We start from the raw sequence: 22,480 nt of genomic DNA on the forward strand, positions 1-22,480 counted from the left end.
TACCGCCGTTATTTAACCGGGTCGTCGGGCCACTCGTGGCGCGTCAGCAGCCACCTGCTTGCAGGGCTGCCAGCAATTCAGCCCCGCACGGCTCCCCGCCGTAGCAGTCGACGCGCGCCGCAATCGCCGCCTTGGCCGCCAGCCTCCGCGCCATGCGGCCGCGCTCCCGGCGCGGTCCGTCGCGCACCAGCGGATGCGCCAGCAGCAGCCCGTGCTTCGGCGGTGGCGCGCCGCCGCCCCGATGCGCGAAGAGCGCCCGCTCTGCCCCCAACGTCTGGATAGTCGAGCCAGGCAGCCGCGCCAGCCGTGGCAGCGACCCCGCCGCGGCAATCACGCGCGCCGCCAGCAGCGGCCCCAGCAGCACCGCCAGCGACGGCGCCACATCGGGCGCTTGCGCCTCGAGCCAGTCGCGCAGCCGCTCCCCCCGGGCGACGGACTCCCGCCAGGCGACCTGCAGCTCGCGCAGCGGCTCCGGCGCGTCGGGCGGCAGCTCCGCGGTGGGCGGCTGCCGCGCCGCGCCAGCCGCCTCCGCCGCCCAGCGCGCCAGCCGTTCGGCGAGCCTGTTTTCAGCTTCAAGCGCCTCGTCGAGCGCCCTGACCCCCTGTAGCAGCCCGCGGTCGGGCGTCACCGCTTCCGCCAGCGCAGCGCGAGCCTGCTCGAGCGTCGCTTCGCGCAGCGCTGCCAGTTCGCCGGGCGGGGACCTCACCGCCTTCGGCGCAGCAGCGCGACCGCGCCAGCCACACCGAAAGCGGCCAGCAGGCCGGGGCCCGGAATCGAGAAGCCACCGTCATCGCCATTCTCGGGCGGCGGCGGAGGCGGGGCGCCCTCGACGCTGAGGGTCATTGACTTGAGAATCGACTCGCCGTTGCTGCTGAGCGTGACGTTGAAACTGGCGGTGGTATCCATCGAGGGGGTGTTGCCGGGCGGGCTCGCGATGACTGTTATCTCGCGCGTATCGCCCGGGGCCATGTCGACCGACGCCTGCGGGAGGTTGAACCAGCTGGAGTACTTGCCCTGCACCTTCAGCGAAACCTGCTCGAAGGTGTTGCCGGTGTTGGAGAGGTTGAAGGTGAAACTGCCATCCTCACCCGCCTTGATGTCGTCGTTCTTCTGCACCAGCGTTACCGTCAGGCCGGGGCTGGCCGGAATCGTGACCGTGAAATTCAGCGTGTGCTTCTCGCCGGTCTCGTCAGAGTTAATGGTGACCATGACGGTGTGGCTGCCGCCCCACACTCCTTCAGGGGTGCGGAGATTCAAGTAGATAGTCTTGCTCGCGCCGGGGTTGAGGGTGAACTGTGTGTCCGAAAGCGTCGCCTCCCAGTTCAGCGGCGGGGTCGGAATGGGCAGCGAAACATAGTCCAGTGCGTTGCCGTTGTTCCTGACCGTGAAGGAGAACGGAATCGCCTCGTTGGAGCCGCCATCCTTGGCCGTGGTGCCGGTCGTGACTTCGAGGCCGTACGTCTCGGCAATCGTCAGCGTAAGCGTTGAATCGCGGGTGATGCGCTGGTTCAGCCCGGAGCGCACGGTGAGCGTCAGGCTGCGCTCGCCCGGACTGTCGGTAGTAAGCGTGGTCACGAAGACGTCGACCGACCCTGTCGCGCCGACCGGGACCGAAAGCTGGCTGATGTAGGCGCCCCCGTCCGGAAGCCGGTACTGCACCTGCCAGCTGGGCGGCAGGTCATCGATGTAGAAGCTGAAGGTGTCGTCCGAATTGCCGATATTGGTGATGCTGAAAGCGTAGCTGGCGGTCGCGCCCGGGTCGCCGCTGGCGGCGGCAGGGTCGACCGCGACAGTCATCGCGGCGAAGTTCTCGACCTCGATGGCAATTGACTGCAGCTGCTCGATAGAGGAACTATCCTTGACGGCGACACTGACCGTGAAATTGTTCCAGCCCGGGGTTTCGTCATTTGGGACAGTCAGGATAGCCTGGAAGGAGGCGGTACCGCCGTACGCACTGACGCCAGCGAGGTCACCATGCGGCAGGCCGTCGACGTCCCAGCCCACCGGCAGAGTAGTATGGTCTATCGTGAAGTCCTCGACGCCGTTACCGAGGTTGGTAACCGTGAAGGTGAAAGTGGTGCTATTGCCGGGGTTGACGGTGCGCTGCCAGCCGTCGACCGAGAGCGACATGGAGTAAACCGTGTCGACTGTGAATGTTGCCGTAATCGCCTGCGAGACCGAGCTGTTGCCGCGCGAAGTGGCGGTAACGGTCGCGTCAGCCGAATCGGTATCGTGCGCGAAGCCGGGAATGACTCCCGCGAGGATAATAGTGGCGCTGCCGCCGTCGGCCAGGTCCTCAACTGAAACCTGCGAAAGCGAGATGTCCCAGGTGGGCGGCTTGGTGAGCGAGAGGTCGTAGCTGTCGGGGTCGCTGCCGGTGTTCTCCAGCGTAAGCGTGAAGCTGACTGTCGTGCCAGGGGTGCCGCCCTTGCCCGCCGCATCGCTAGTCAGGTCGACGTCGCGCACCGGGATGCGGACCGTAGTGTTGGTCGCGACCGAGTCGCGGTGGTGGTTACGGCCTGTCGACCACGCACTGACGTCAGCGGCCGCCCAGTCGTCCTCCTCGGCATCCGCGGGAGGCGTGACACTGAAGGAAATATCAGCGGTGACGCCCGGGCCGAGGTCGGCGACCGAATCGGGGTTTACCGAGCCACTCCAGCCAGCCGGCAGGGCAGACGCGTCCAGCGCGAAGCTGTCCGGCTCGTTGCCGTCGTTGCGTAGCGTCAGCGAGTAGCTGGCTGCCTTGCCGGGGATGGTCTCCTGCGAGCCTGTATCAATCGTGAGCGTCAGCCCGTAGGTGCGGCCGTCGGTAACGGTGGTGTTGACCTGCTGGACGGCGTCAATATGGTCGAAGCCGGTCGCCTTGGAGGTTACTAGCACGGTAATGAGCGCATACTCGTCTTCCTCGGCCGAATCGGGAACGTTGACATCGACGTAGAAACTGCGCATCTCGTCGACCGCAACATTGTTGATGTTGACCGTGTCTGGGTCTGCGACCCAGTCCCACGGTACGTGGGTCAGCGAGACGCGGTAGCTGTCGCTATTGTCGCCAACATTGGTCAGGTCGAGCTGGAAACGCACCATGTCGCCGCGTTCGGCCGACTGGGATTCGTCGCCGCGGATGGTGAGGTCGACCGCATGGCTCATGTCAATAAGGATGTTGAAATCCTCGCTGTCGCTCACCGTGGTTTCATTGGTGGAAGTGGCATTCAGCTTGAACTGCTTCTCGGCGCCGTCGTAAACGCCGGCGCGCGGGGTCGAGAAAGTGAACTCGACCGACGCGGTCGCGCCAGCCGCGAGCGAAACCGAATCTACGTCGGCTACGCATTCCCAGCCCAGATTGTTATTGTCGGTCCAGACCACCGTGATTTCATAGGTATCTGCATCGCCACCGGTGTTTTCGACCGTGAACTCGAAAGTGCGGCTCTGGTTACGCGTCAGCTGGTTATCGCCGGGGCCGATTTCGCCGACCGGGTAGATATCGACGCTGTACGAACCGTGGTCACGGCCTGCGTCCGGGTTGCTGGTCGGGTGCAGTCCGCTGTCGGAACCGGGCAGGCTGAGGCCAGCCAGGGGTGAGAGCAGCATCAGCGCCAGAATGAAGATGACGCCAGACAGAGTCGCGTGAGACATGCGCGGCCACCCCCCGCGATTTTTATAAAATGGTTACTCCGAAGATTCCTCTTCAGATTCCGCCTGTTCCGGCTCCCGCAACGCACGGACCTCCTCGCGCAGGTTGTGCACGTCATCGCGCAGCTTGAGCATCGAAACCTCGAACGGCGTGAAGCCCTGACTCGAGAGCGCGCGCGTGGCGATGAACATCCCCAGCAGCACGCCGCCCAGCACCGCGAAGAGTGCGACAGTGAACACCTCGAAGGTGTAAAACGTGAGTAGCCAACCGACTGAGTAATTGATGAAACCGAGCTGGAACAGCACCAGATAAATCAGGAAGGAAACCACGGCGGCAATCGTGAGCTGGAAGCTGAGCGGCGCGCGCAGCAGGTTCATGGCAGTCGCTCCAGCGGGCGGCTGCGTGGCAGCCCCCAGTCCTCTTCGCGTGGTTCGGAGTCTTCAACCGGGATTTCGACCAGCGCGTGATACTCCGGTTCCTCAAGCCCCTGATCCTCGAGTATGATGTTACCGCTGAAGCCCCAGAAGACGCCCAAGAGCTCCGCCTCGACCGTCAGGCTGAACTCGACAGCGTCGGTCGCACGCTGGAGCGTATAGACCCCAGGCTCGCGCAGCGTATCGTTCCCGAAGGCGATAGTCAGGTTGTCCATCCGCACCCGCGGTGTCGAGTAGAGATAGACCCACGCCTGCTCGCCATCCCAGTCCAGCTGCAGGCTGACGATGGTGCGTGCCGGGTTTGGTTCCTGACAGCTCGGCGTCGCGGTCAGCAGCAGCAGGCTGACCGCCACGAGGCGCGGGTCCATACGCGGCGGACGGGTACGGCTTAAAAAAAAGGTGGCTGGCGGCGCAAAGGTGATTAAACCGGTGCGGGTGGCGCCCGCATGGGCGTCAGCGGCTTCCGCATCACCGGCATCGAGGCGCGGCGCCATCGCCGCAGCGGACGACCAAAACAGGTGCGCATTGACCACAACACCACCGTGCTCTCGATTATTCGCGACGCTGGCAAGGAGCGCGTGACGGTCGAATATCGCTACAGCGTGACCTATGGCGGGCTGGGAATGGTCCAGCTCGACGGTGAAATCACCTACGCCAGCGGCGACAGCGGGAGCGCGCGGGAAGTGCAGAAGCTCTGGGAGCGCGAGCACAAGATGCCCGACGCTGCCGCCGAAGAGGTGCACAACGCCGTCCTGTCGCAGGGCTCGTTCGAGGTTTTCGTGCTGGCGCGCAAGCTCGGCCTGCCGCCGCCGGTCAAGGTCGAGGTGCCGCAGGTCAAGTTCCAGAAGGGCAAGGGCAAGACCAGCGGAAGCACCGCCGGCCCCGAAGTGGCGTAGATGCACCGCCACGCTTTCGAATGCCCGGTCTGCCAGAGCGAGCAATCAATCCTGCTGCCCGACGGCGACACCGGCGCGACCAGCAGCTGCCGCGAATGCCGCAGCGAGCTCGAGTTCCTGCCGGATGGCGACGCGGTCAGGGTGGTCCCGGCCGGCGGACGCCAGCCATCTGCACGGCGACCGGGCGCGGCTGGCGAATCGCCGGGCGCGCCCGCAACAGACACCGCGCCCGCAGCGGTGCCGGACGATTATCCGCCCTACCGCGGGCCGCCGCTGCGCGCGCCACCGGCGCGGGGCAGCACCGTCGCGATTGCGCTGCTCATCCTGGTGGCGTCGCTCACCGGGCTGGCGACCGCATGGGGCATCCACGTCATGCCAGAGGAATATGATGGGATCCAGCAGGTCGAAATCACGGTCGAGGTCACTAACTCCACCAGCCCGCTGGCGAACGCGACGCTGCTGGTCGACGGCGCGCCCGCCAACCTTACGGCGGGCGAGCCGGGGGTTTACACGACCGTGGTGAGCAGCGGCATGCGCTCACTCGAGGTCGCGGCGGCGGGGTATCGCAATGCCACCAGCGAGGTGTTCATCGCTGAGCAGGACCCCGGAATGGACCCCACCCCCGGCGTGAATCTGTTCAGCTTCAAACTGCTCGAGGGCGAGGGCAGCGCGACTGAGCAGGAGCAGCCGGTGCAGGGGCTCTGGCGCAGTATGTTTTCCTGGTGCCCGTTCCTGATGCTCGCCTTCTCGCTCATCGGGCTCGGCGGTGCGTGGGCGGCGTGGCAGCGCACTTCGTTCCTGGCGGCGCAACTCGGGGCGCTCTTCAGCGCGCTCGCGCTCGGCTTCCTGCTGATAGGACCCATTCTGGGACTGGCGGCGCTTATACTCCTGCAGCGACAGAAGCACGCCTTTTCCTTTAAAACGGGCGAGCATCCGCCACCGTGACGCTGACGGCAGGCCTTGAGGTGCACCAGCAGCTCGACTGCGGCAAGCTCTTCTGTAGCTGCCCCGCCACCGACGGCAGCCCCGACCCCGGCTTCAGCCGGCGGCTGCACGCGACCGCCAGCGAGATGGGGCAGGTCGATGCGGCGGCCGCGGCCGAAAACGTGCGCGATTTCGGCTACCATCAGGGCGACGGCAACTGCCTGGTCGAGGCGGACGAGGAGCCGCCGCGCGGCCCCAACCCCGCGGCGGTCGAGGTTGCACTGCAGGTCGCCGGGCTGCTCGGCGCGCAGCCGCTCGAGGAGGTGCATTTCATGCGTAAGGTGGTCGTCGATGGCTCCAACACCACCGGCTTCCAGCGCACTGCGCTGGTCGCCACCGGCGGCCGGCTCGAATACGACGGCGGCAGCGTCGATATAGAACAGCTCTGCCTGGAGGAGGACTCCTGCCGGCGGGGCGACGGTAACGACCAGTTCCTGCTCGACCGGCTGGGGGTGCCGCTGCTCGAAATCACGACCGCGCCGCAGCTCCACTCCCCCGAGGCGGTGCAGGTGGCAGCGCGTGCGCTGGGGCAGCTGCTGCGTGCCTGCCGCGTCCGGCGCGGGCTCGGCACCATCCGGCAGGACGTGAACGTCTCGATTCCCCAGGGCGTGCGGGTCGAGCTGAAGGGCTTTCAGGATCTTGGCACAATGCCGCAGGTCGTCGAGCGCGAGATGGAGCGGCAGGCGACGCTAGCCGCCATCGAAGCGTGCGAGCCCGGCCCCGTCGCTGAGGTCACTTCGCTTCTAAAGAAACCGCGCGAGGCATGGGGCTGCCGGCTGCCGGGCTGGGCGGGGCTGCTCGGCTCACCCGAATCCCCGGCAGGCCACCCGCGGCTGGGGCGCGAGCTGGCCGACCACGCACGCCGCGCCGGCGTGGCGGGGCTGCTGCAGAGCGACGAACTACCGGCGCACGGCGTCTCGGAAAAAGAGGCGGCGGCGATTGCCGCGGAGCTCGGTTGCGGGGGAGCGGACGCTTTTATACTGGTCTTCGAGAAAAAAGAGGTTGCTATAGCGGCGCTGGAGCGCGCTGCCAGCCGCGCCCGGCAGGGCGGCGTGCCACACGAGGTGCGGCGAGTGCTGGCCGAAGGCGGCAGCCGCTACCTGCGCCCCATGCCGGGAGCGGCACGAATGTATCCCGAGACCGACATTCCACCGCTGCGGCTGGCCGGGAGCGAAGTTGAGCTGCCGCCAACGCTTGAGGAGCGCACCGCGACGCTGCCGCTGGGGGCGCAGCAGGCGGAACAGCTGGTGCGCGCCAGACTTGACGCACGCTTCCACGCGCTCGTCGCGGCGGGTGGCCCGCCGAAGGCGGTGGCGCGACTGCTGCTGCACCAGCTGCCCGAGCTGTGCAAGGCAGGGCTGCCGGTGCCGGGCGAGGCGGCGCTCGAGGAATTGCTCGCGGCTGTGGCTAGCGGAGAGCTAGCGAAGGAAGGCGTCGAGGACGCGCTGGCGGCGCTGGCGCGCGGCGAGCCGCTGCCGGAGCAGGCGGCGGGCGGTGCGGAGGAGCTGGACACGTTTATCGACGCGCTGCTTGCGGAGCGCAAGGACTTTGTGCAGCAGCGCGGGATGGAGGCAGTGGGACCACTGATGGGAGCCGTGATGGGCGAATTCCGCGGCCGGGTCGACGGCGCGCTGGTGAGCGAGCGGCTGCGGGTGAAGCTGGGGGAATTCCTTGGCTGAACAGGCGCTGATTCTCGCCGCTGGCCGGGGCACCCGCATGCGGCCACTGACCGCGCGGCTGCCGAAGCCGCTGCTGCCGGCCGGCGGTGCACCGTTCCTGGAGCACCAGCTGCGCGCGCTGGCCGAGACTGGCGTCAAGCGCGTGGCGGTGCTGGTGGGCTACCGCATGCGCGAGGTGCACGAAGCGCTCGGCGGCGGCGAGCGCTTCGGGCTCACGCTGGAATTCCTGGTGCAGGAAGAGCAGCTCGGCACTGGCCATGCGGTGGCGCAGGCGGCCGGGAAGCTGGATGGCGATTTCTTCTGCCTGAATGGTGATACGCTCGTCACGACCGGAACGCTGCGCGCGCTGGCCACGGCCCGCAGCGAGCATGCGATGGCGGTCGCGCAGGTCGCAGATTGCAGCAGCTACGGACTGGTTGAGGCACGCAAGGGCAAGCTGGCGAGTATCATCGAGAAAGGCGCTGAAGGAGCGGGTGGTATCAACGCCGGCATCTACCGTTTCGCACCTTCCATCTTCGAGGCGCTGGAGGCGCTGGAGCGGTCGCCGCGTGGTGAATTCGAGCTGACCGCCGCACTCGAGGCGGTCGCGCCAGACGTCGCTGTCGTCGACGTTGAGGGCAACTGGCTCGACCTGGGGCGGCCGTGGGATTTGCTCGCTGCCAATGCGCTATTGCTCGCCCGCATGGAGCCCGCTATCGAGGGGACCGTTGAGGAGGGCGTGGTGCTGGAGGGCGCAGTTCACGTCGCCACTGGCGCGATAGTCAAGGCGGGCAGCCGCATCGAAGGCCCGGTCTGGATTGGCCCCGGCGCGACCGTCGGGCCTAACGCCTGTATTCGCGGCGCAACCATGCTGGGCGCCGGGGCGAAGGTGGGCGGTGCTTCGGAAGTGAAGAATTCAATCCTGATGGACGGTGCGAAAGCGCCGCACCACAACTACGTCGGCGATTCCATCCTGGGGCGCAACTGCAACCTTGGCTCGGGGACCAAGGTTGCCAACCTGCGGCACGACAGCGCTAACGTCTACGCCATCATCCGCGGCGAGCGGGTCGACAGCGGGCTGCGCAAGCTGGGAGTCATCCTGGGCGATGACGTGAAGACCGGCATCAACGCTTCGCTGAACGTCGGTACCATTCTGGGCGAAGGGACCATAGTCGGCCCCGGACGCGTCGTCTCCGGCAGCTGGGCGGCCGGCTCCCGGATACTCTGATGCGAATTCTCGAAGTGACGCCCTACTTCCACCCCCACTACGGTGGCGTCGAATCTCACGTGCTGGGGCTGGCGCAACACCTGCAACAGCGCGGCCACACTATCGAGGTGCTTACCGCGCGCTACGCGCGCATGCCCGAGCGCGAGACGGTGCGTGGCCTGCCGGTGAACCGGGTGACGCAGTGGCTGAACCTGTTCAACACCCCGGTCGCCCCCGATTTTGGCGGACATGTCGCCGCGAGCGGGGCAGACATGGTGCATGTCCACTCGCCGCCGCCCTTCACCGAACTGTTCGCCGCACGCGGCGCCCGCAAGGCGGGGAAGCCGCTGGTCATCACCTACCACTGCGACCTGGAATTGCGCGGGCGGCTCGGCTCGCTGATGGTGCGCGGCTACCAGCGCTACGCCGGGCAGCGGCCGCTACAGGCTGCGAAGCGCATTATCTCGACCACCGAGAGCTACGCCGCCACTTCGCGCGCGCTCTGGAACCGGGAGGTGGATGTGGTGCCCAACGCCGTCGACACCGACCGCTTCCACCCTTCGAATAACGGCGAGCACATCCGCAGCCGGCTCTCGCCCGCAGGCGAGCCGCTGGCGCTCTTCGTCGGGCGGCTGGTGCCGCACAAGGGAGTCGGCATCCTGGTCAGGGCGCTGTCGCGGCTCGAGCGGGGGCGGCTGGTGGTGGTGGGCGACGGCCCCTATCGCGGCTGGCTCGAGGGGCTGGTGCGCAGCAAGGGGCTCGGGGAGCGGGTGGTTTTCACCGGCCCCATCGGCGACGCATGGCTGCCCGCCTACTACGCCGCCTGCGACACCGTCGTGCTGCCGTCGACGTCGCGACTCGAGGCGTTCGGCATCGTCGGCCTTGAAGGCATGGCGTCGGGCAAGCCGCTCGTACTGAGCGACATCCCCGGCGTGCGCGACGTCATCACCGGCGAAGAGGGGCACATCGTCGAGCCGCTCGACCCCGACGCACTCGCTGGCGCGCTGGAAGACATCTGGGATTACCCCGAGCGCGCGCGGCAGATGGGCGCACGCGGACGCGAGCGCGCCGAGCGTGAATTCGCGTGGCCGCGTGTCGCGGAGAAGGTCGAGCAGGTGCTGGAAGCCGCCCTGGGCTAGGCCAGTTCCGGTTCCGTCTCGGCCAATAAGCGCCGCAGTTCGTCGGCTGGCTTACCCACTGCTTCGAGCGTCGCCGCCTTGCCCGCCAGCGCTTCCGGGTCGGCTTCCCCACAGCCAAGCGCGCCGTCGAATGCTTCGCCGGCGCGCTCCGCATCGCCCGCTTCGAGCGCGGACCAGCCCAGCGCCAGCCACGCTTCAAGCCGCGACGGCGCGAGCGCTGTCGCGGCTTCCGCGGACGCCTGTGCTTCGCGACTGCGGTCGAGCGCGCGCAGGCAGCCGCAGCGCGCCAGCGCCGAGTCGGGGTCATCGAGCGACAGGTGCGCGAGCGCCGCTTCCGGCTCGCGTGGGGCAAGGTGCAGCCCCAGCTGGCGCTTTATATTCTTGTCGTCGGGAAACTCCGCCTGCAAATCAGCGAGCGTTTCGCGTGCTGCGTCCCACTCCTGTGCGCGCGCCAGCAACAGCCGGCCGGCGCGGGAGCCGGGCTGCAGCTCGAGCCCATGTTCGATGAGCGGCAGCGCCTGCTCGTTGCGGTCCAGCTCGAGCAGCGACTCCGCCAGCTTGAAGCGCGCGCGCGCCGACTCGGGATGCGCGACCAGCGCGTTGGTGTACTGCCGCTCCGCCTCGCCCGTCATCCCGGCGTTGACCAGGATTTTGCCTTTCTCCATCCAGTCCAGGTCACGCATGCGGTTGCGCGCCTGATTGTCCATCGCGCGCACCGCCTCGTCGTAGCACTGCAGCGCGTGCCGGCTGTCGCCGCGCGCGCGGCTGCTGTCGCCCAGCGCGACCCAGCAGAGAACGTGCTGGCCGTCGGCCGCCAGACCAAGGTTCAGGATGCGGCGCGCCTCGTCGGGGCGGCCGAGCGCCAGCAGGCAGCGCGCCAGCGCCTCGTGGTAATCGGAGTCTCCGTCCTCGAGCTCGAGCGCAGTCTCCAGGAACTCGAGCCCCTCCTCGGGACGGCCGAGCCGCGCCAGCGCACGGCCCTTAGCCATCCAGGCGTAGTGGAATGTGGGATTCATTTCGAGCGCCTGCTCGTGGTACTCGATGGCCTCCTCGTAGCGGTCCAGGTGGTCCAGCGCGTTGCCGATGTTGTTGATGGCGATGACGTATTCCGGGTCGATATCGAGCGACTTCTGGTAGAACTCGATGGATAGCTCGTATTCGCCCTGGTTATACTGCACGTTGGCCAGGTTGTTCCACGCAATCTTGTCGCGCGGGTCCAGTTCGACTGCGCGCTGGTAGTAATCCTTGGCATCCGCCAGCCGCCCCGAGAGCTGTAGCGTGTAGCCGTAGTTATACCACGCCACCGCGTAAGTCGGGTCGGCACGCATTGACTCGTCGTAGCAGCGCAGCGCTTCGTTCCAGCGGTCGAGCATGAAGTTGGCGAAGCCGCGGTTGTTCCACGCTGGCGCGTTGCGCGGCTCCAGCTCCAGCGCTCGCGCGTACGACTCGACCGCCTGCGCGTAGCGCTCCATCCGTTGCAGCGCGTCGCCGCGGCGTACGTGGTAGCGCGCGATATCGGGCGCCAGCTCGCACGCCTGCTGGAAGGCGTGCAGCGCCCGGGCGGGGTTGCGACGCGCCATCTCGGCCATGCCGATGCTGTTGTGGAGCGAAGGGTCCTCCGGCGCCAGGTCCACCGCCCTGCGGAAGCAACTAATCGCCTTGCGGAGCTTCCTTTCGCGGACCAGTGCCTCGCCCTGTTCCACCAGTTCGTTGACGTCGGGCATTAACGTTCCAGGATTAGCTCGATGCGCGCTATCGCCTTATGGGTATCCTTCATCAGCCGCTCCCACTCAGAGCCGTCGTGGTGTTCGTGGCCCGACTCGTGTGCCAGCGTGTTCTGGTAGCATTCGAGCGCCTCGCGGGGACGGTCGAGCAGCTCGAGCGCGTAGCCCTTGTTGTGCCACGCCCAGGCGTAATCCGCCTTCAGCTCGATGGCGCGCTCGTAGCACGGAATGGTCTCCTCGATACGGTTGAGCTGTCGCAGCGTCACGCCGCGGTTGTTCCACGCCGAGCGGTTTTTGGGGTTGAGCTCGGTCGCGCGGGTGAACGCCTGCAACGCCTCCTTCAGGTTCCCGACGCGGAATAGTCCCTTGCCGAGGTTGAACCAGCAGGTGGCGTAGCGCGGGTTGGCCGCCAAGGCCCGTCGGTAGCTCTCGATGGCGCGATGGTTGTAGCCGAGCCGCGAGAGCGCGACGCCGCGGTCGTTGTAGACCACCTCATCCTCGGCTTCGAGGCTCTGCTGCAGCGCCTCTGCCGCGGCGCCCGGCTCGTCGAGCTGGTCGTGCGCCAGCCCCTTCGCCTCGAGCGCCGCCGTATCGCGCGGACGCCGGGCGAGGATAGCGTCAAAATCCTGCAAAGCGTCGTTGTAGCGCCCCAGCGCGTGGAGCAGCTTGCCGCGGCGGTAGAGCAGCTCGCGGTCCGGTTTCCCGCGCCCGTCGGCAGCGTTGAGCGTCGCCAACGCCGCCTCGCCGTCACCGAGCGCCTGTTGGGCACGCGCCTTCAGCACGTGCGCCGCAATGTAGCGCGGCCGGATTTCGAGCGACCGCCCGGCGCAAGCCAATGCTTCTTCAGGGTCGCCGAGCAGAAGCTGCGCCAGCGCGCGGTCCTTCCACATGATTTCCGAGTGCGAGACGCCGTCGTGAATCTGCTCCAGCTCTTCCAGCGCCGCCTCTGGCCGGCCGGCCGCGAGGTGCACTTTGCCGAGGTCGTGTCGTAGCCGCTTGCTCTCCGGCTTGGCGGCCAGCGCCTTCTCGAGCGTGCGGCGGGCACGGCGGTAGTGGCCCAGCTTGAGCTCGGCCAGCCCTTCCGCGCGCAGCTCGTCGGCGTGGTTGCTGTCGTCGATAGGCACGGCCCGCCAGCGGGGGGCAGTTAAAATCCGCTGCGCCGAACAGCGCTTTATAATCCGGGCGAGGTGGCCGCGCGTGAAAGTCGAGCTTGACGGCAGTTCGCTCACGATTGGGCTACTTGCGGGAGTCGCGTGCGACGAGGCGAGCGTTGCGCTGGCGCCCGCGGCCCGGAAGCGCATCGCTGCCAGCCGCGCCATGCTGGAAGAGAAAATCGCCGCGCATGAAATCATGTACGGCATTACCACCGGCATCGGCGAGTTCTCCGAACATACGCTTTCCCCCAGGGAGTTGCGCGACTTCCAGCGCTTCCTGGTCTACTCGCACGCCGCCGGTATCGGCGAGCCGCTGCCGGCGGCGGTCGTGCGCGGCGCGATGTGCGGCCGCGCCAACGTCCACTGCCACGGCCATTCCGGGGGGCGCCCGGCGGTGACCGACGCGCTGGTCGGTGCGCTCAACGCGGGGGTGACGCCGGTCGCGTGCGAGAAAGGCTCGGTCGGCGCGTGCGGCGACCTGGCGCCGATGTCGCAGGTGGCGCTCTGCCTGATGGGCGAGGGAGAGGCGTTCTACCGCGGAGAGCGGATGGACGCCGCGGCAGCGCTGGCGAAGGCGGGGCTCGAGCCGCTGGCGCTCGAGGCACGCGACGGACTGGCGCTGATTAACGGCTCCAACGTGCTGACTGCGTGGGCGGCGCTGCTGCTCCACGATGCGCAGCACTGGTTCAGGCTGCACGACATCGCCGCAGCAATGACTCTCGAGGCGTTGCTCGCTAACCAGAAGCCGTACGACGCGCGGCTGCACGAACTGCGCGGCTTCCGCGGCGCACAGGAAGTGGCGGCCAACTTGCGCAAGCTAATGGCAGACAGCCCCATCCTGGCGGCGCACGGCGAGAAGGTACAGGACGCCTACTCGATGCGCTCGACACCGCAGGTAGCGGGCGCACTGCGCGACGCAGTGCGCCACGCCGTCGGCGAAGTGGAGACCGAATTGAACGGCGTCGGCGACAATCCCATATTCCTTACCGAGGAGAAGGAGGTGCTCACCGGCGCCAACTTCCAGGGCACGCCGGTCGCGCTGCCGCTGGAGATGGTCGCGACCGGGCTCAGCATGATTGCCGTACTGAGCGAGCGGCGCCTGAACCGGCTCACCAACCCGGCGCTCTCGGCGGGGCTGCCGCCCTTCCTGGCCGAGAAGCCGGGGCTCCACTCGGGGATGATGCTGGCGCAGTACACCGCCGACGCGCTGATTGCCGAGGCGCGCATCCTGTCGCACCCCGCCGTCAACCAGTCCATCCCCGCTGCCGCCGACCAGGAGGACTTCGTCTCGATGGGGCTGACGACTATGCAGAAGACGCAGCAGATTCTGGATAACTGCTTCGGCGTGCTCGCCATCGAGATGATGGCCGCCGCGCAGGCGCTCGACCTGCGTGGCGACGAGCCGGCGGCCGGCACCGCTGCCGCACGCGGCGTAATCCGCGAGCACGTATCGCATCTGGACGAGGACCGGCCGCTCTACCGCGACCACAACCGGCTGGTGCCGCTGCTGCGCTCGCCCGATATCACCAGCGCGGTCGAGGCGGCCGTCGGTAAACTGGCCTAGAGCGCGGCGCGAACGCGCGAGAGCAGCTCCGCAATCTCGTCGGCCGCAATCACCAGCGGCAGCCGGAAGCGAATTGAGCTGGAGCCCGATTTGAGCGCCATCACCTTCTGCGCCGCCAGCGCCGCCATCAGCGCGTCGCGCTCCGCTGCCGAAGGCAGCGTGAAGGCGATGAGGCTGCCGACGCCGCGCACGTTGCTGAAGCCGCCAGTCTCGCGCGCGAGAGCACGCAGCCCTGCCAGCAGTTCGGCGCCCCGCACGGCGGCGTTCTCACCGAGGCTTTCGGCTTCGATGATGTCGAGGAAACGGTGGCAGCGCACCATGTCCATCAAGTTGCCACCGAAGGTCGAGTTGATACGGCCCGACATCTGGAAGACGTTGTCAGCGACCTCGTCGATGCGCTCGGAGCAGTAGATACCGCAAACCTGCGTCTTCTTGCCGAAGGCGACGATATCCGGGGCAACACCGTGGTGCTGCCAGAACCACGGCTTGCCCGAGCCCCAGAAGCCGGTCTGCACCTCGTCGTAAATCAGCAGCGCCTCGCGGGAGTCGGCGTAGCCCCGCAACGCCTCGAAGAACTCGGGGCGAAAGTGGTTGTCGCCGCCCTCGCCCTGTAGTGGCTCGAGGATTATGGCGGCAATGCGGTCGTCGTGCTGCGCGAAAGCGGCCTCGATTTCAGCGCAGGCGCGCGCCTCCTCGGCGGCGATGTCGTTCGCAATTCCGCCGTCAGGGCCGAACTCGATGGTCGGGTTGTGGACCCGCGGCCAGTCGAACTTGGGGAAGAGGCCAATCTTGTCGGGCACGGTGTTGGTGAGCGAGAGGGTGTAGCCGCTGCGGCCGTGGAACGCGTCGCGCAGGTGCAGTATTACGAGGTCGTTTACGTCCGCCTCGAGGTCGGTGCGCCCCAGCTTGCGCGCCTTCCAGTCGAACGCTACCTTCAGCGCGTTCTCGACTGCCAGCGCGCCGCCAGCAACCCAGAAGTGGTACGGAAAGCCCGGGGGAGTGGCGCGGGTTGCGAACGCCTCGACGAAGCCGGCCATTTCCCGGGTGTAGATGTCGGAGTTGGCCGGGTTGGCGGTGCCGACCGCGCGCACTTTCGCGAGGAATTCCGGCGCCTGTAGCATCGGGTGGTTGTACCCGACCGGCCATGAGGCGAAGCAGGTGAAGCAGTCCAGGAACTCCGACTCGGTGCGGGCGTCGTAGAGCCAGGCACCGTGCGAGCGCTCCAGGTCAAGCACGACGTCGTAGCCGTCAACCAGCTGGTACCGCCGCAGCACTTCGTGGACGTCGGTCGCCGCGATACCGTGCGCAACTGTCGTGGCTGCTCCAGATGAGGACGCTTCCATTGGGACCGGCCCGGCGGAGGCCTGATACGGTTTAAGCCTGACGGCTGCGCAGCTTGCGCGCCAGCGCCGGCAGCTCCTCGACGCAGCTGATATCACCGCGCGAAATCAGCGCCAGCTCGCGCCGCAGTTCCAGGTCGGGCCGCAAGTCGCTGGCGCGGCCGAGGTCGGCGAGCTTGCGCGCCAGCCGGCCGCCGGTGCGGTCCCAGTCGGTCAGGATAGCGAAGCGGCCGCGCGACCCCAGTTGCGTAACCAGCGCCTCGACAGTCTGTAGCACCGAGTTGCCGCTGTTGAGCGAAACCAGTTGCAATTCGCAGAACTGGGCCAGCGCGGCGATGTCGCGCTGGCCCTCGATGATTACCGGTCCCGGGAACTCCACGATTTTTTCGAACCACTGCTCCAGCGCGGCGAGCCGCGCCTCCCGGTCGTGCATCATCGCTATCGTGCCTCCAGCCGTGCCAGCAGCGCGTCACGCTCGAGCGGGATGGCAACCTGCTTCGAGCGCGAGCGGTGACCGCGCAGCAGTTCGGCGCTGCCGGGCTCCAGCTCCAGTTCGTGCTCCAGCAGCGCCAGCAGCGCCACGTTGGCGCGCCCGCTGTGGGCGGGCGCGCTGACCGCGACGGTGAATGCCCCGCGCCACTCGTCGAATTCCCCGAGGGCGTCGCGGCTGGCGCCGGGGACCACGCGCAGCGTGAGCAGCGTCCCACCCTCAATCGCCTGGAGCGCAGCCCCGGCCATTGGTCCTGAATGGGCCGCGCCTATTTAGCCGGGCAGGAATGGGCTGCGGTGATTCAGGTCCGGGGCCTTACGCGCTATTATGGAAAATTGTGTGCGGTGCGCGACGTCAGCTTCGAGGTCCACCGCGGTGAAGTCTTCGGGCTGCTCGGGAGCAATGGCGCCGGGAAGTCGACCACCATCAAGATGCTCTGCGGGCTGCTCAAGCCGACCCGCGGCAGCGTCAGCATCGCGGGGGTGGACATGGCACGCAAACCGCTGCAGGCCAAGGCGATGCTGGGGTACCTCCCCGAAAATCCGGTGCTCTACGACCGACTGACCGGGATGGAAATGCTCGAACTGGTGGGGGCGCTGCGCAAGCTCTCGCCCAAGCTACTGGCGCAGCGTGCGAAATACTACGGCGAGGCGCTGGGGCTGGGCGGCCAGATGCAGTCCGAGGTCGGCACCTACTCCAAGGGGATGCGGCAGAAGCTGGCGATTGCGATGACGCTGGTGCACGACCCCGAGGCGGTGCTGCTCGACGAGCCGGCCGCCGGGCTCGACCCGCGCTACACGCGGCTGCTGAAGGAGTGGGTGCGCAACCTCTCGCAGGGCGGCCATACGGTGCTGCTCTCGACCCACATTACCGAGATGGCGGCGTCGCTCTGCGACCGCATCGCGGTCATCGACCATGGGCGGCTGCTCTCGGTCGGGACGGTGCCAGAGCTGCTAAGCTCGACCTCCAGCGCCACGCTCGAGGATGCTTTCATCCGGCTGGTGGGCTAGAACTCCAGCGCCGGGTATTCCCGCGCAGCTACGCGCAGGATACGCTGCGCCCACGCCAGCTTGCGTCGCTTGAGCCGCCCCCGGCTGCGCCCCGAGTAGGGGCCGACGGTGTCGAAGCTGAAGCCCGCCAGCCGCACGCGGCGCGCGCCGAGGGCGAGCGCCGCCAGCGCGGCGCGGTCACCATCGGTGAAACCACCCCAGCACGCGACGCCCGGGGCAGGGCGCACCGCGGTCAGCGCCGCCGGACGCAGCCGCGGCAGCCATTCACCCAGCGCGGCGAGGTTGTCGCCGTGGCCGTGGACCACCAGCGCCGCGCCGCCAGCGACGGCCCAGCGCAGGTCGTCGCGGTAGCCGTCGAGGTCGCTCACCACCAGCGCCGGCACGCGGTCGCGCTCGCGGCAGGCGCGCACTGCGCCATCGGCGGCGACCAGCGCGCCGCGCGGAAGCGCCTCGCCCGGGCGCAGCCCCGCGCCCACGACGACCACGCTGCGGCCCCCGAATCGCGGCAGCTCGCCTGACGGGCGTCCCAGCCGCTGCAGCAGCCGCAGCGCTACCGTTTCGCGTCGCGGGTCGTGACCGAACTCACGTTCAAGGCGCGCCTGCAGCGGCCACCACCACTCCAGGTTCAGAGCGGGTTGCCGTCTTCGTCGCAGGGAACTTCTTCGCCCGAGTCGGGGTCGATGTAATAGAACGAGCCATCCTCGTCCTCGTAGATTTCGACCTCGTACTCCTCTTCGTCATCGCCCAGCTCGTCATCGTAGTCGTCAGTAAAGCCGAAGTCCTCATCAGTGGAAGCCGCGGCACCGCTACCGCTCAGGAGGTCCATCAGGCTGCTCTCCTCCCGCGCCTCCTCGCGCGCGGTGCGGACAGACTCGATAGCCTCAATCTTGCGCTGGGTTGACTCGTATGCCTCGGTAATCTCAGTCAGCTTGGAGAACTGCTCGTCGCGCTCCATCTTGAGCACGTACGCCAGCTGTTCCTCAATCTGCCCCAGTTCGGTGCGAGTGTCGACCAGTCGGGTCAGCGTGCCGTGGAACCGGTTGGCGAGGAGCTCCATGTCTGGCTCAGCCAGGTCAAGCTTGAGCTGTTCCTCTGCCGCAGTTTCGGCTGCCTCGGCAGCCTCGAGTTCGGCTAGCCGCTCTGTGGCGGCAATCTGCTGGGCCTTGACCAGGATTTCGTTGAAGGCCGAAAGGTGGGCCTCCAGCTTGGTCGCGACGCGGGATGCGTCGTAAGCTGCTACCTCGAGCAGTTCCTCGCGACCCTTGGAGGTCTCAAGGCGCTGTTCGACATCTGACAGACGGGCTCTTTCTTGCTTGTTCATACTTTCACCAGTAAATCCGCTCGTGCGGACGTTATACGCTGCAGCAGCCATCAGGAGGCCGAGAACCAGTCCGCCCACCAGGACGATGAAACTGCGGTTCCAATTATCTGCCACCATCACACTCTGGGCTTCCGCCACCACCACTTCCTGAGCCACAGTGGTAGTCACCGCGCCAGAGTTGTCAACTGCGGTGACCTGCACCTGATAGGTCCCGGGCGCCGCATAGGCGTGCTTCAGGTTCAGCGTGCTCTGACCAGTCAGGTCACTGCCGCTGAAGGAAATTTGCGAGCCATCGCCGAAGTCAACCACCAGCATCGCGATGCTGCCGTCGTCATCGCTCGGGACTGCCAGAACAAACTCGACTGTGTGCTCCTCGACCACGCTGACGGTGTTGCCGTCAATCGTGATGCCCTCATCCTCGCTCACCGACGGTGCCGGGACCAAAGGCGCGCTGTTGGCTGCAGTTACCGCCGCGCTAAAGCTCGTGACCTGCCCGAGGCCATCGGTGGCGGTTAGCGAGATTGTGTAGTCACCTGCCGCCGCATAGGTGTAGTCCTGCGAGGCGCCGCCGTCAGCCATGCTGCTGCCGTCGCCAAAGTCCCAGTCAATCGTTAGCGCGCCGTCGGCGCCGCTCAGCGTAAAGGTGTGCGCGGAGCCAGCCAGGGTGCCGCCCGTGCTGAGCGACCAGCCTGAGGTGTCCTGCGGCAGGTTGGGAGTAATCGAAATCGCCTGCGAAGCGCCGGTGCCGTCAATCGACGGCGTGACCGTGAAGCCAGCGGAGCTCGCCGCGGTCGCGCCAGCCGGGACCATGACCGTCATCTGGACCGTCTGGAAGCCGCCCTTGGCGATGCGGAAGCTGGTCGTCGAGAAGCGCAGGTTGTCGTGGCCGGTGGTGACCACGATGGCGTAGTTGGTCGCGACGCTGCCGGTGTTGGTCACCGTGACGACCGTGGTCGCCGAGGTGCCGGGGTTGAGCAGGAAGCTGTCGTCAGCCGCGCTCACGCCCGCGCTACGCGCGTCGCTGGCGATGTCGAGCGTCGCGCTCGCGCTGTCATCGTCGGTGGCAACCGATATTGAGTAGCTGCTGCCAGCCGGAGTATCTTCGGGGACGCTAATCCAGACGCGGAAGTCGAAGCTGGCTCCCGCGGCGATTACACCGGTAGAGGTGGTATTCAGCGTCGCCCAGCCATTGGCCTCGCTGTTGCCGCTGATGTCGAAGCTGTAGCTCGCGTCGCCGTTACCGGTGCTGGTGACGGTGCCCGAAATCTGGAAAGAATCACCGGGATACGCTGCTGAAACTGCACCGAGCGAGATGCTCGAGCCAGTCACCAGCCCGGCGCTGCTGTCGGCCGAGTCGCTGTCGGAAGCGCCGCCGGTCGCGGTGAGCGTTACCGTGTCGCCCGCACCGTGCGCTGCGCCTGCGGGGACGTCGTGCGTGACCGTAACTAGCCGCACCTCGCCCATGCCGAGGCTCATCCCGCTGGAGGAAGCATCTGAAGCCCAGCTGCTGCTGGTCGAGATTGAGTAAGTATTGTCATAGTTGCCAGTATTCTGCACCGTGAAGGTGTGGGTCGTCGAACTGCCCGGTGCACCTTCCTGCGCGCTGGAGACTGCGGTAACTGCGACACCCTGCACTAGCCCGACTGAGTAGCCCATGCTGTGCGAATCGGTCGCGGTGCCGTCGTTCTGCGAGGCGATATCGACGTCAAGCTGGTTCATAACGCCGTAGGTCAGGAAGGGGACGGTGATAGTGACGTCGAAGGTGGCCGAGCTGTTGTAGGCAACATCAACCGTCGCCGGGAAGCTAAGGTCCCAGCTTGCAAAGTTGCTGGCGCCGATGGTGTAAATGTCATCGGCATTGCCGCTGTTAGTAATCGTGAAGGTAACGGTGCGGTCACCCGGCGCGCCTGAGGTGTCAGCCGGCTCATCCATATCGGCGCCACCCACATAGTCGACGAAGAAGCTCGCAGTGCCGGCATCGCCGGTTGCGGGCACACCGAAACTATCGGTGGCACTGAAGGTAACAGTGCGAGTGCCACCACGGTCAATGAGGTCTGCCAGGTCAAGCGTGGCTGAATAGGTACCATCACTGTTGTCGTTGAGCGTGAGGATTCCATAGTGCTGGAGGTCGGCCGAAACTGTAAGTGAATCCCCATCGTCCTCGTTAATGTCACTGGCGCTGGCAGTGAAGGTGTAGGTGTCACCGGCACGTTCTGCAGTCCCGTTGGCCGTGAAGGCCGGCGCGTCGTTGACCGCAATCGAGCCGCCCGAAAGCTGTGCGGCGTCGTTGGCACCATTGTTGGCGTCGAAAGCCACGCTGTGGGAGCCCCATGCCATAGTGCCATTGTAGGCGTACTCGGCGCCAGCAGCGTCAGCCGGGCTCTCCGAGTCGTTGGTCCGCGAGAGCGAGAAGGAGCTGCCACCGACAGTGACGGTAATGGTCGAGGCGTTAGTGCCGTTGTACTCGTGGTAGCGGACCGAGAAGTTGAAGTCATTGTTCTCACCGGCACTCGTCGGGGAAACCGAAGAGTCAGTCAGCCACGGAACATCTGTGCGTACCCAAACCGAGCCCGTCTCCACGTTAGAGGCGTCCATGCTGTCGTTCGAACTGGCAGCGAACACCGTCTTACCAGCTGCGAATACCTGGCTGTGCTCGTACTGCTCACCGTTGGTATAGTCACCATCACCACCTGCGGAAGCCGTCATGGTGACCTCGGTCCCGCTACAGCCATCACTCAGGTCATCGTCACCGACACAGAGCGTAATCGAGCTGGGCGCCTGACCATTGACATCGGTGTAAGTAACGGTCACCGTAGCTGGATTAATCGGCAGCTGCACCGTTGAAGGCGTCGCCGCAATGGAGCTCAGGACCGGTTCGTCATTAACGCGAGGGCCATCGTAGGTATCGGAGGTTGCGTCGGCCTCCCCGTCAGAACTAGTGAAGTAGAAGCTATGCATCCCCAAGCCAAGGTCGTCTGCCTGAGTGAACGAATGCTCGTAAACCTCACCATTAGTGAAATCTCCATCGTTACTGCTGGAGGAGGACATTACGTAAGCCGGAGTCTCGCCGTCAATGTGCAAAATCACCTCATCACCTGAAGGAGCGTCGCCGTCAAGGTCGGTGTAAGTGACCTGGAAGCCCACCGAGTCACTCGCGGAGATGGGCCAGTTGGACTCTCCCGGAGAAACCTGGCCGCCCGTGAGAGTCGGGGCGCGGTTCTGCTGGACCAGCGGAAGGCTCAGGTCCCATGCTTCCTCGTCTCCGACCTGACACTCCTCGGTGGGGCCGACGAGCCAGATACAGCTCATGCTGGCTATGTAGAAGGTGACGTCCCCATGGTGCTCTGAGGGTGCCCAAGCAAATTCCCACGACAAAGATTCGTCTCCGTCATCTTCGGAGTTGCTCATGATGTAGTCGTAACCATCCGAAGCGGTAACGAGGGTTGTATCACCCACCTCAATCGAGAAATTGCCGACTGAGTCGCCATTACCGTTGATAACCACCATCTCAAAACCGAACTTGTCGTGACCGCTGCCACTCACAACTACGTCGATGTCTACGTCCTCGCCGGGCACGTACTCTTCAACGCTGAGCGTTACGTCCAGCGAACTCTCACCATCGTTGGGATTAGCGTCGGTGTGGCATGCGGACGACGTGCAGTCACCATCGCCCGGCGCGCTGGAATAGCCTGGGTCAAGATCTCCGCCCTGATGTCCCTGCACATAACCTGCAGCGATGATGACTATCACCGTCACAATCATGATACCTGCCAATAGTTGTTCCGGCCGACGTGTCAGCATATTTACACCTTTTTTGCGTGAGACGGAAGTCCTCCGTAATGGGCGGACTGACCTCTCTCGTAGCGCCTTCATACCCAAGGACTTTATTTAAATTTACTTGTTCGGTAAAGCGTCTTCCCGGCGCGCA

General features: G+C 66.3%; 18 protein-coding genes. 7 read left to right on the top strand and 11 right to left on the bottom strand.

The features are described from left to right. Nucleotides 1-43: 43 nt before the first annotated feature. From QGG57_01890 to QGG57_01905, 4 genes are read right to left on the bottom strand one after another with little or no spacing between them, the layout of a single operon-like run. On the bottom strand, nucleotides 44-706 hold the full coding sequence (locus QGG57_01890) for a hypothetical protein (GenBank protein MDP7006930.1): 663 nt from the start codon (nucleotides 704-706) through the stop codon (nucleotides 44-46). Continuing rightward, nucleotides 703-3,633, bottom strand: coding sequence for an NEW3 domain-containing protein (locus tag QGG57_01895; protein MDP7006931.1), 2,931 nt, complete (start codon nucleotides 3,631-3,633; stop codon nucleotides 703-705). Before QGG57_01895 ends, QGG57_01890 begins: the two co-directional genes overlap by 4 nt. A gap of 33 nt (nucleotides 3,634-3,666) precedes the next feature. Beyond that, nucleotides 3,667-4,008: a hypothetical protein gene (locus QGG57_01900; protein ID MDP7006932.1), complete on the bottom strand. Its 342-nt coding sequence runs from the start codon at nucleotides 4,006-4,008 to the stop codon at nucleotides 3,667-3,669. Beyond that, nucleotides 4,005-4,433, bottom strand: a complete 429-nt coding sequence (locus QGG57_01905; GenBank protein ID MDP7006933.1) for a hypothetical protein — start codon at nucleotides 4,431-4,433, stop codon at nucleotides 4,005-4,007. Before QGG57_01905 ends, QGG57_01900 begins: the two co-directional genes overlap by 4 nt. A 78-nt stretch (nucleotides 4,434-4,511) precedes the next feature. Here QGG57_01905 and QGG57_01910 point away from each other — a divergent pair, with 78 nt between their 5' ends. Genes QGG57_01910 through QGG57_01930 form a run of 5 tightly spaced genes read left to right on the top strand, consistent with a single transcriptional unit; the run spans nucleotide 4,512 to nucleotide 9,949 of the window. After that, on the top strand, nucleotides 4,512-4,961 hold the full coding sequence (locus QGG57_01910) for a hypothetical protein (protein ID MDP7006934.1): 450 nt from the start codon (nucleotides 4,512-4,514) through the stop codon (nucleotides 4,959-4,961). Beyond that, nucleotides 4,962-5,906 (top strand): hypothetical protein, encoded by a 945-nt coding sequence (locus tag QGG57_01915; protein MDP7006935.1) that lies wholly within the window; start codon nucleotides 4,962-4,964, stop codon nucleotides 5,904-5,906. Next, on the top strand, nucleotides 5,903-7,624 hold the full coding sequence (gatE, locus tag QGG57_01920; GenBank protein ID MDP7006936.1) for a Glu-tRNA(Gln) amidotransferase subunit GatE: 1,722 nt from the start codon (nucleotides 5,903-5,905) through the stop codon (nucleotides 7,622-7,624). Before QGG57_01915 ends, gatE begins: the two co-directional genes overlap by 4 nt. Continuing rightward, the gene (locus tag QGG57_01925; GenBank protein ID MDP7006937.1) at nucleotides 7,617-8,831 is read left to right on the top strand and encodes a sugar phosphate nucleotidyltransferase; all 1,215 of its coding nucleotides are present in this window, start codon (nucleotides 7,617-7,619) and stop codon (nucleotides 8,829-8,831) included. The genes gatE and QGG57_01925 overlap by 8 nt, the downstream gene beginning before the upstream one ends. Further along, nucleotides 8,831-9,949, top strand: a complete 1,119-nt coding sequence (locus tag QGG57_01930; GenBank protein ID MDP7006938.1) for a glycosyltransferase family 4 protein — start codon at nucleotides 8,831-8,833, stop codon at nucleotides 9,947-9,949. The genes QGG57_01925 and QGG57_01930 overlap by 1 nt, the downstream gene beginning before the upstream one ends. On the opposite strand, the gene QGG57_01935 is transcribed toward QGG57_01930, so the two are convergent. Beyond that, nucleotides 9,946-11,673: a tetratricopeptide repeat protein gene (locus QGG57_01935; GenBank protein MDP7006939.1), complete on the bottom strand. Its 1,728-nt coding sequence runs from the start codon at nucleotides 11,671-11,673 to the stop codon at nucleotides 9,946-9,948. The genes QGG57_01930 and QGG57_01935 overlap by 4 nt on opposite strands. Beyond that, nucleotides 11,673-12,797 (bottom strand): tetratricopeptide repeat protein, encoded by a 1,125-nt coding sequence (locus QGG57_01940; protein ID MDP7006940.1) that lies wholly within the window; start codon nucleotides 12,795-12,797, stop codon nucleotides 11,673-11,675. Before QGG57_01940 ends, QGG57_01935 begins: the two co-directional genes overlap by 1 nt. Before the next feature lie 73 nt (nucleotides 12,798-12,870). Between QGG57_01940 and QGG57_01945 the strand changes: the two genes are divergently transcribed. Beyond that, nucleotides 12,871-14,391 carry an aromatic amino acid ammonia-lyase gene (locus QGG57_01945; protein ID MDP7006941.1) on the top strand — a complete coding sequence of 507 codons (1,521 nt, stop codon included), beginning with the start codon at nucleotides 12,871-12,873 and terminating at the stop codon, nucleotides 14,389-14,391. Here QGG57_01945 and lat read toward each other — a convergent pair. The 3 genes from lat to QGG57_01960 are packed head-to-tail and all read right to left on the bottom strand — an operon-like array spanning nucleotide 14,388 to nucleotide 16,469. Then, nucleotides 14,388-15,734, bottom strand: a complete 1,347-nt coding sequence (gene lat, locus QGG57_01950) for an L-lysine 6-transaminase (protein ID MDP7006942.1) — start codon at nucleotides 15,732-15,734, stop codon at nucleotides 14,388-14,390. The genes QGG57_01945 and lat overlap by 4 nt on opposite strands. Before the next feature lie 31 nt (nucleotides 15,735-15,765). Then, nucleotides 15,766-16,167 carry a hypothetical protein gene (locus QGG57_01955; GenBank protein ID MDP7006943.1) on the bottom strand — a complete coding sequence of 134 codons (402 nt, stop codon included), beginning with the start codon at nucleotides 16,165-16,167 and terminating at the stop codon, nucleotides 15,766-15,768. 2 nt (nucleotides 16,168-16,169) lie between these two features. Then, on the bottom strand, nucleotides 16,170-16,469 hold the full coding sequence (locus QGG57_01960) for a DUF167 family protein (GenBank protein MDP7006944.1): 300 nt from the start codon (nucleotides 16,467-16,469) through the stop codon (nucleotides 16,170-16,172). A gap of 48 nt (nucleotides 16,470-16,517) precedes the next feature. Between QGG57_01960 and QGG57_01965 the strand changes: the two genes are divergently transcribed. Then, nucleotides 16,518-17,231, top strand: a complete 714-nt coding sequence (locus QGG57_01965) for an ABC transporter ATP-binding protein (protein ID MDP7006945.1) — start codon at nucleotides 16,518-16,520, stop codon at nucleotides 17,229-17,231. On the opposite strand, the gene QGG57_01970 is transcribed toward QGG57_01965, so the two are convergent. Together QGG57_01970 and QGG57_01975 are read right to left on the bottom strand one after the other, a co-directional pair. Further along, complete coding sequence (locus QGG57_01970) at nucleotides 17,228-17,716, bottom strand: hypothetical protein (protein MDP7006946.1); 489 nt, start codon at nucleotides 17,714-17,716, stop codon at nucleotides 17,228-17,230. The genes QGG57_01965 and QGG57_01970 overlap by 4 nt on opposite strands. Nucleotides 17,717-17,856: 140 nt before the next feature. After that, a complete protein-coding gene (locus QGG57_01975) occupies nucleotides 17,857-22,353 on the bottom strand; it encodes a PKD domain-containing protein (GenBank protein ID MDP7006947.1) in 4,497 nt (1,498 codons plus the stop codon). Nucleotides 22,354-22,480 lie beyond the last annotated feature (127 nt).

It is taken from the genome of Candidatus Poseidoniia archaeon, from assembly GCA_030748895.1.
GTDB lineage: Archaea > Thermoplasmatota > Poseidoniia > MGIII > CG-Epi1 > UBA8886.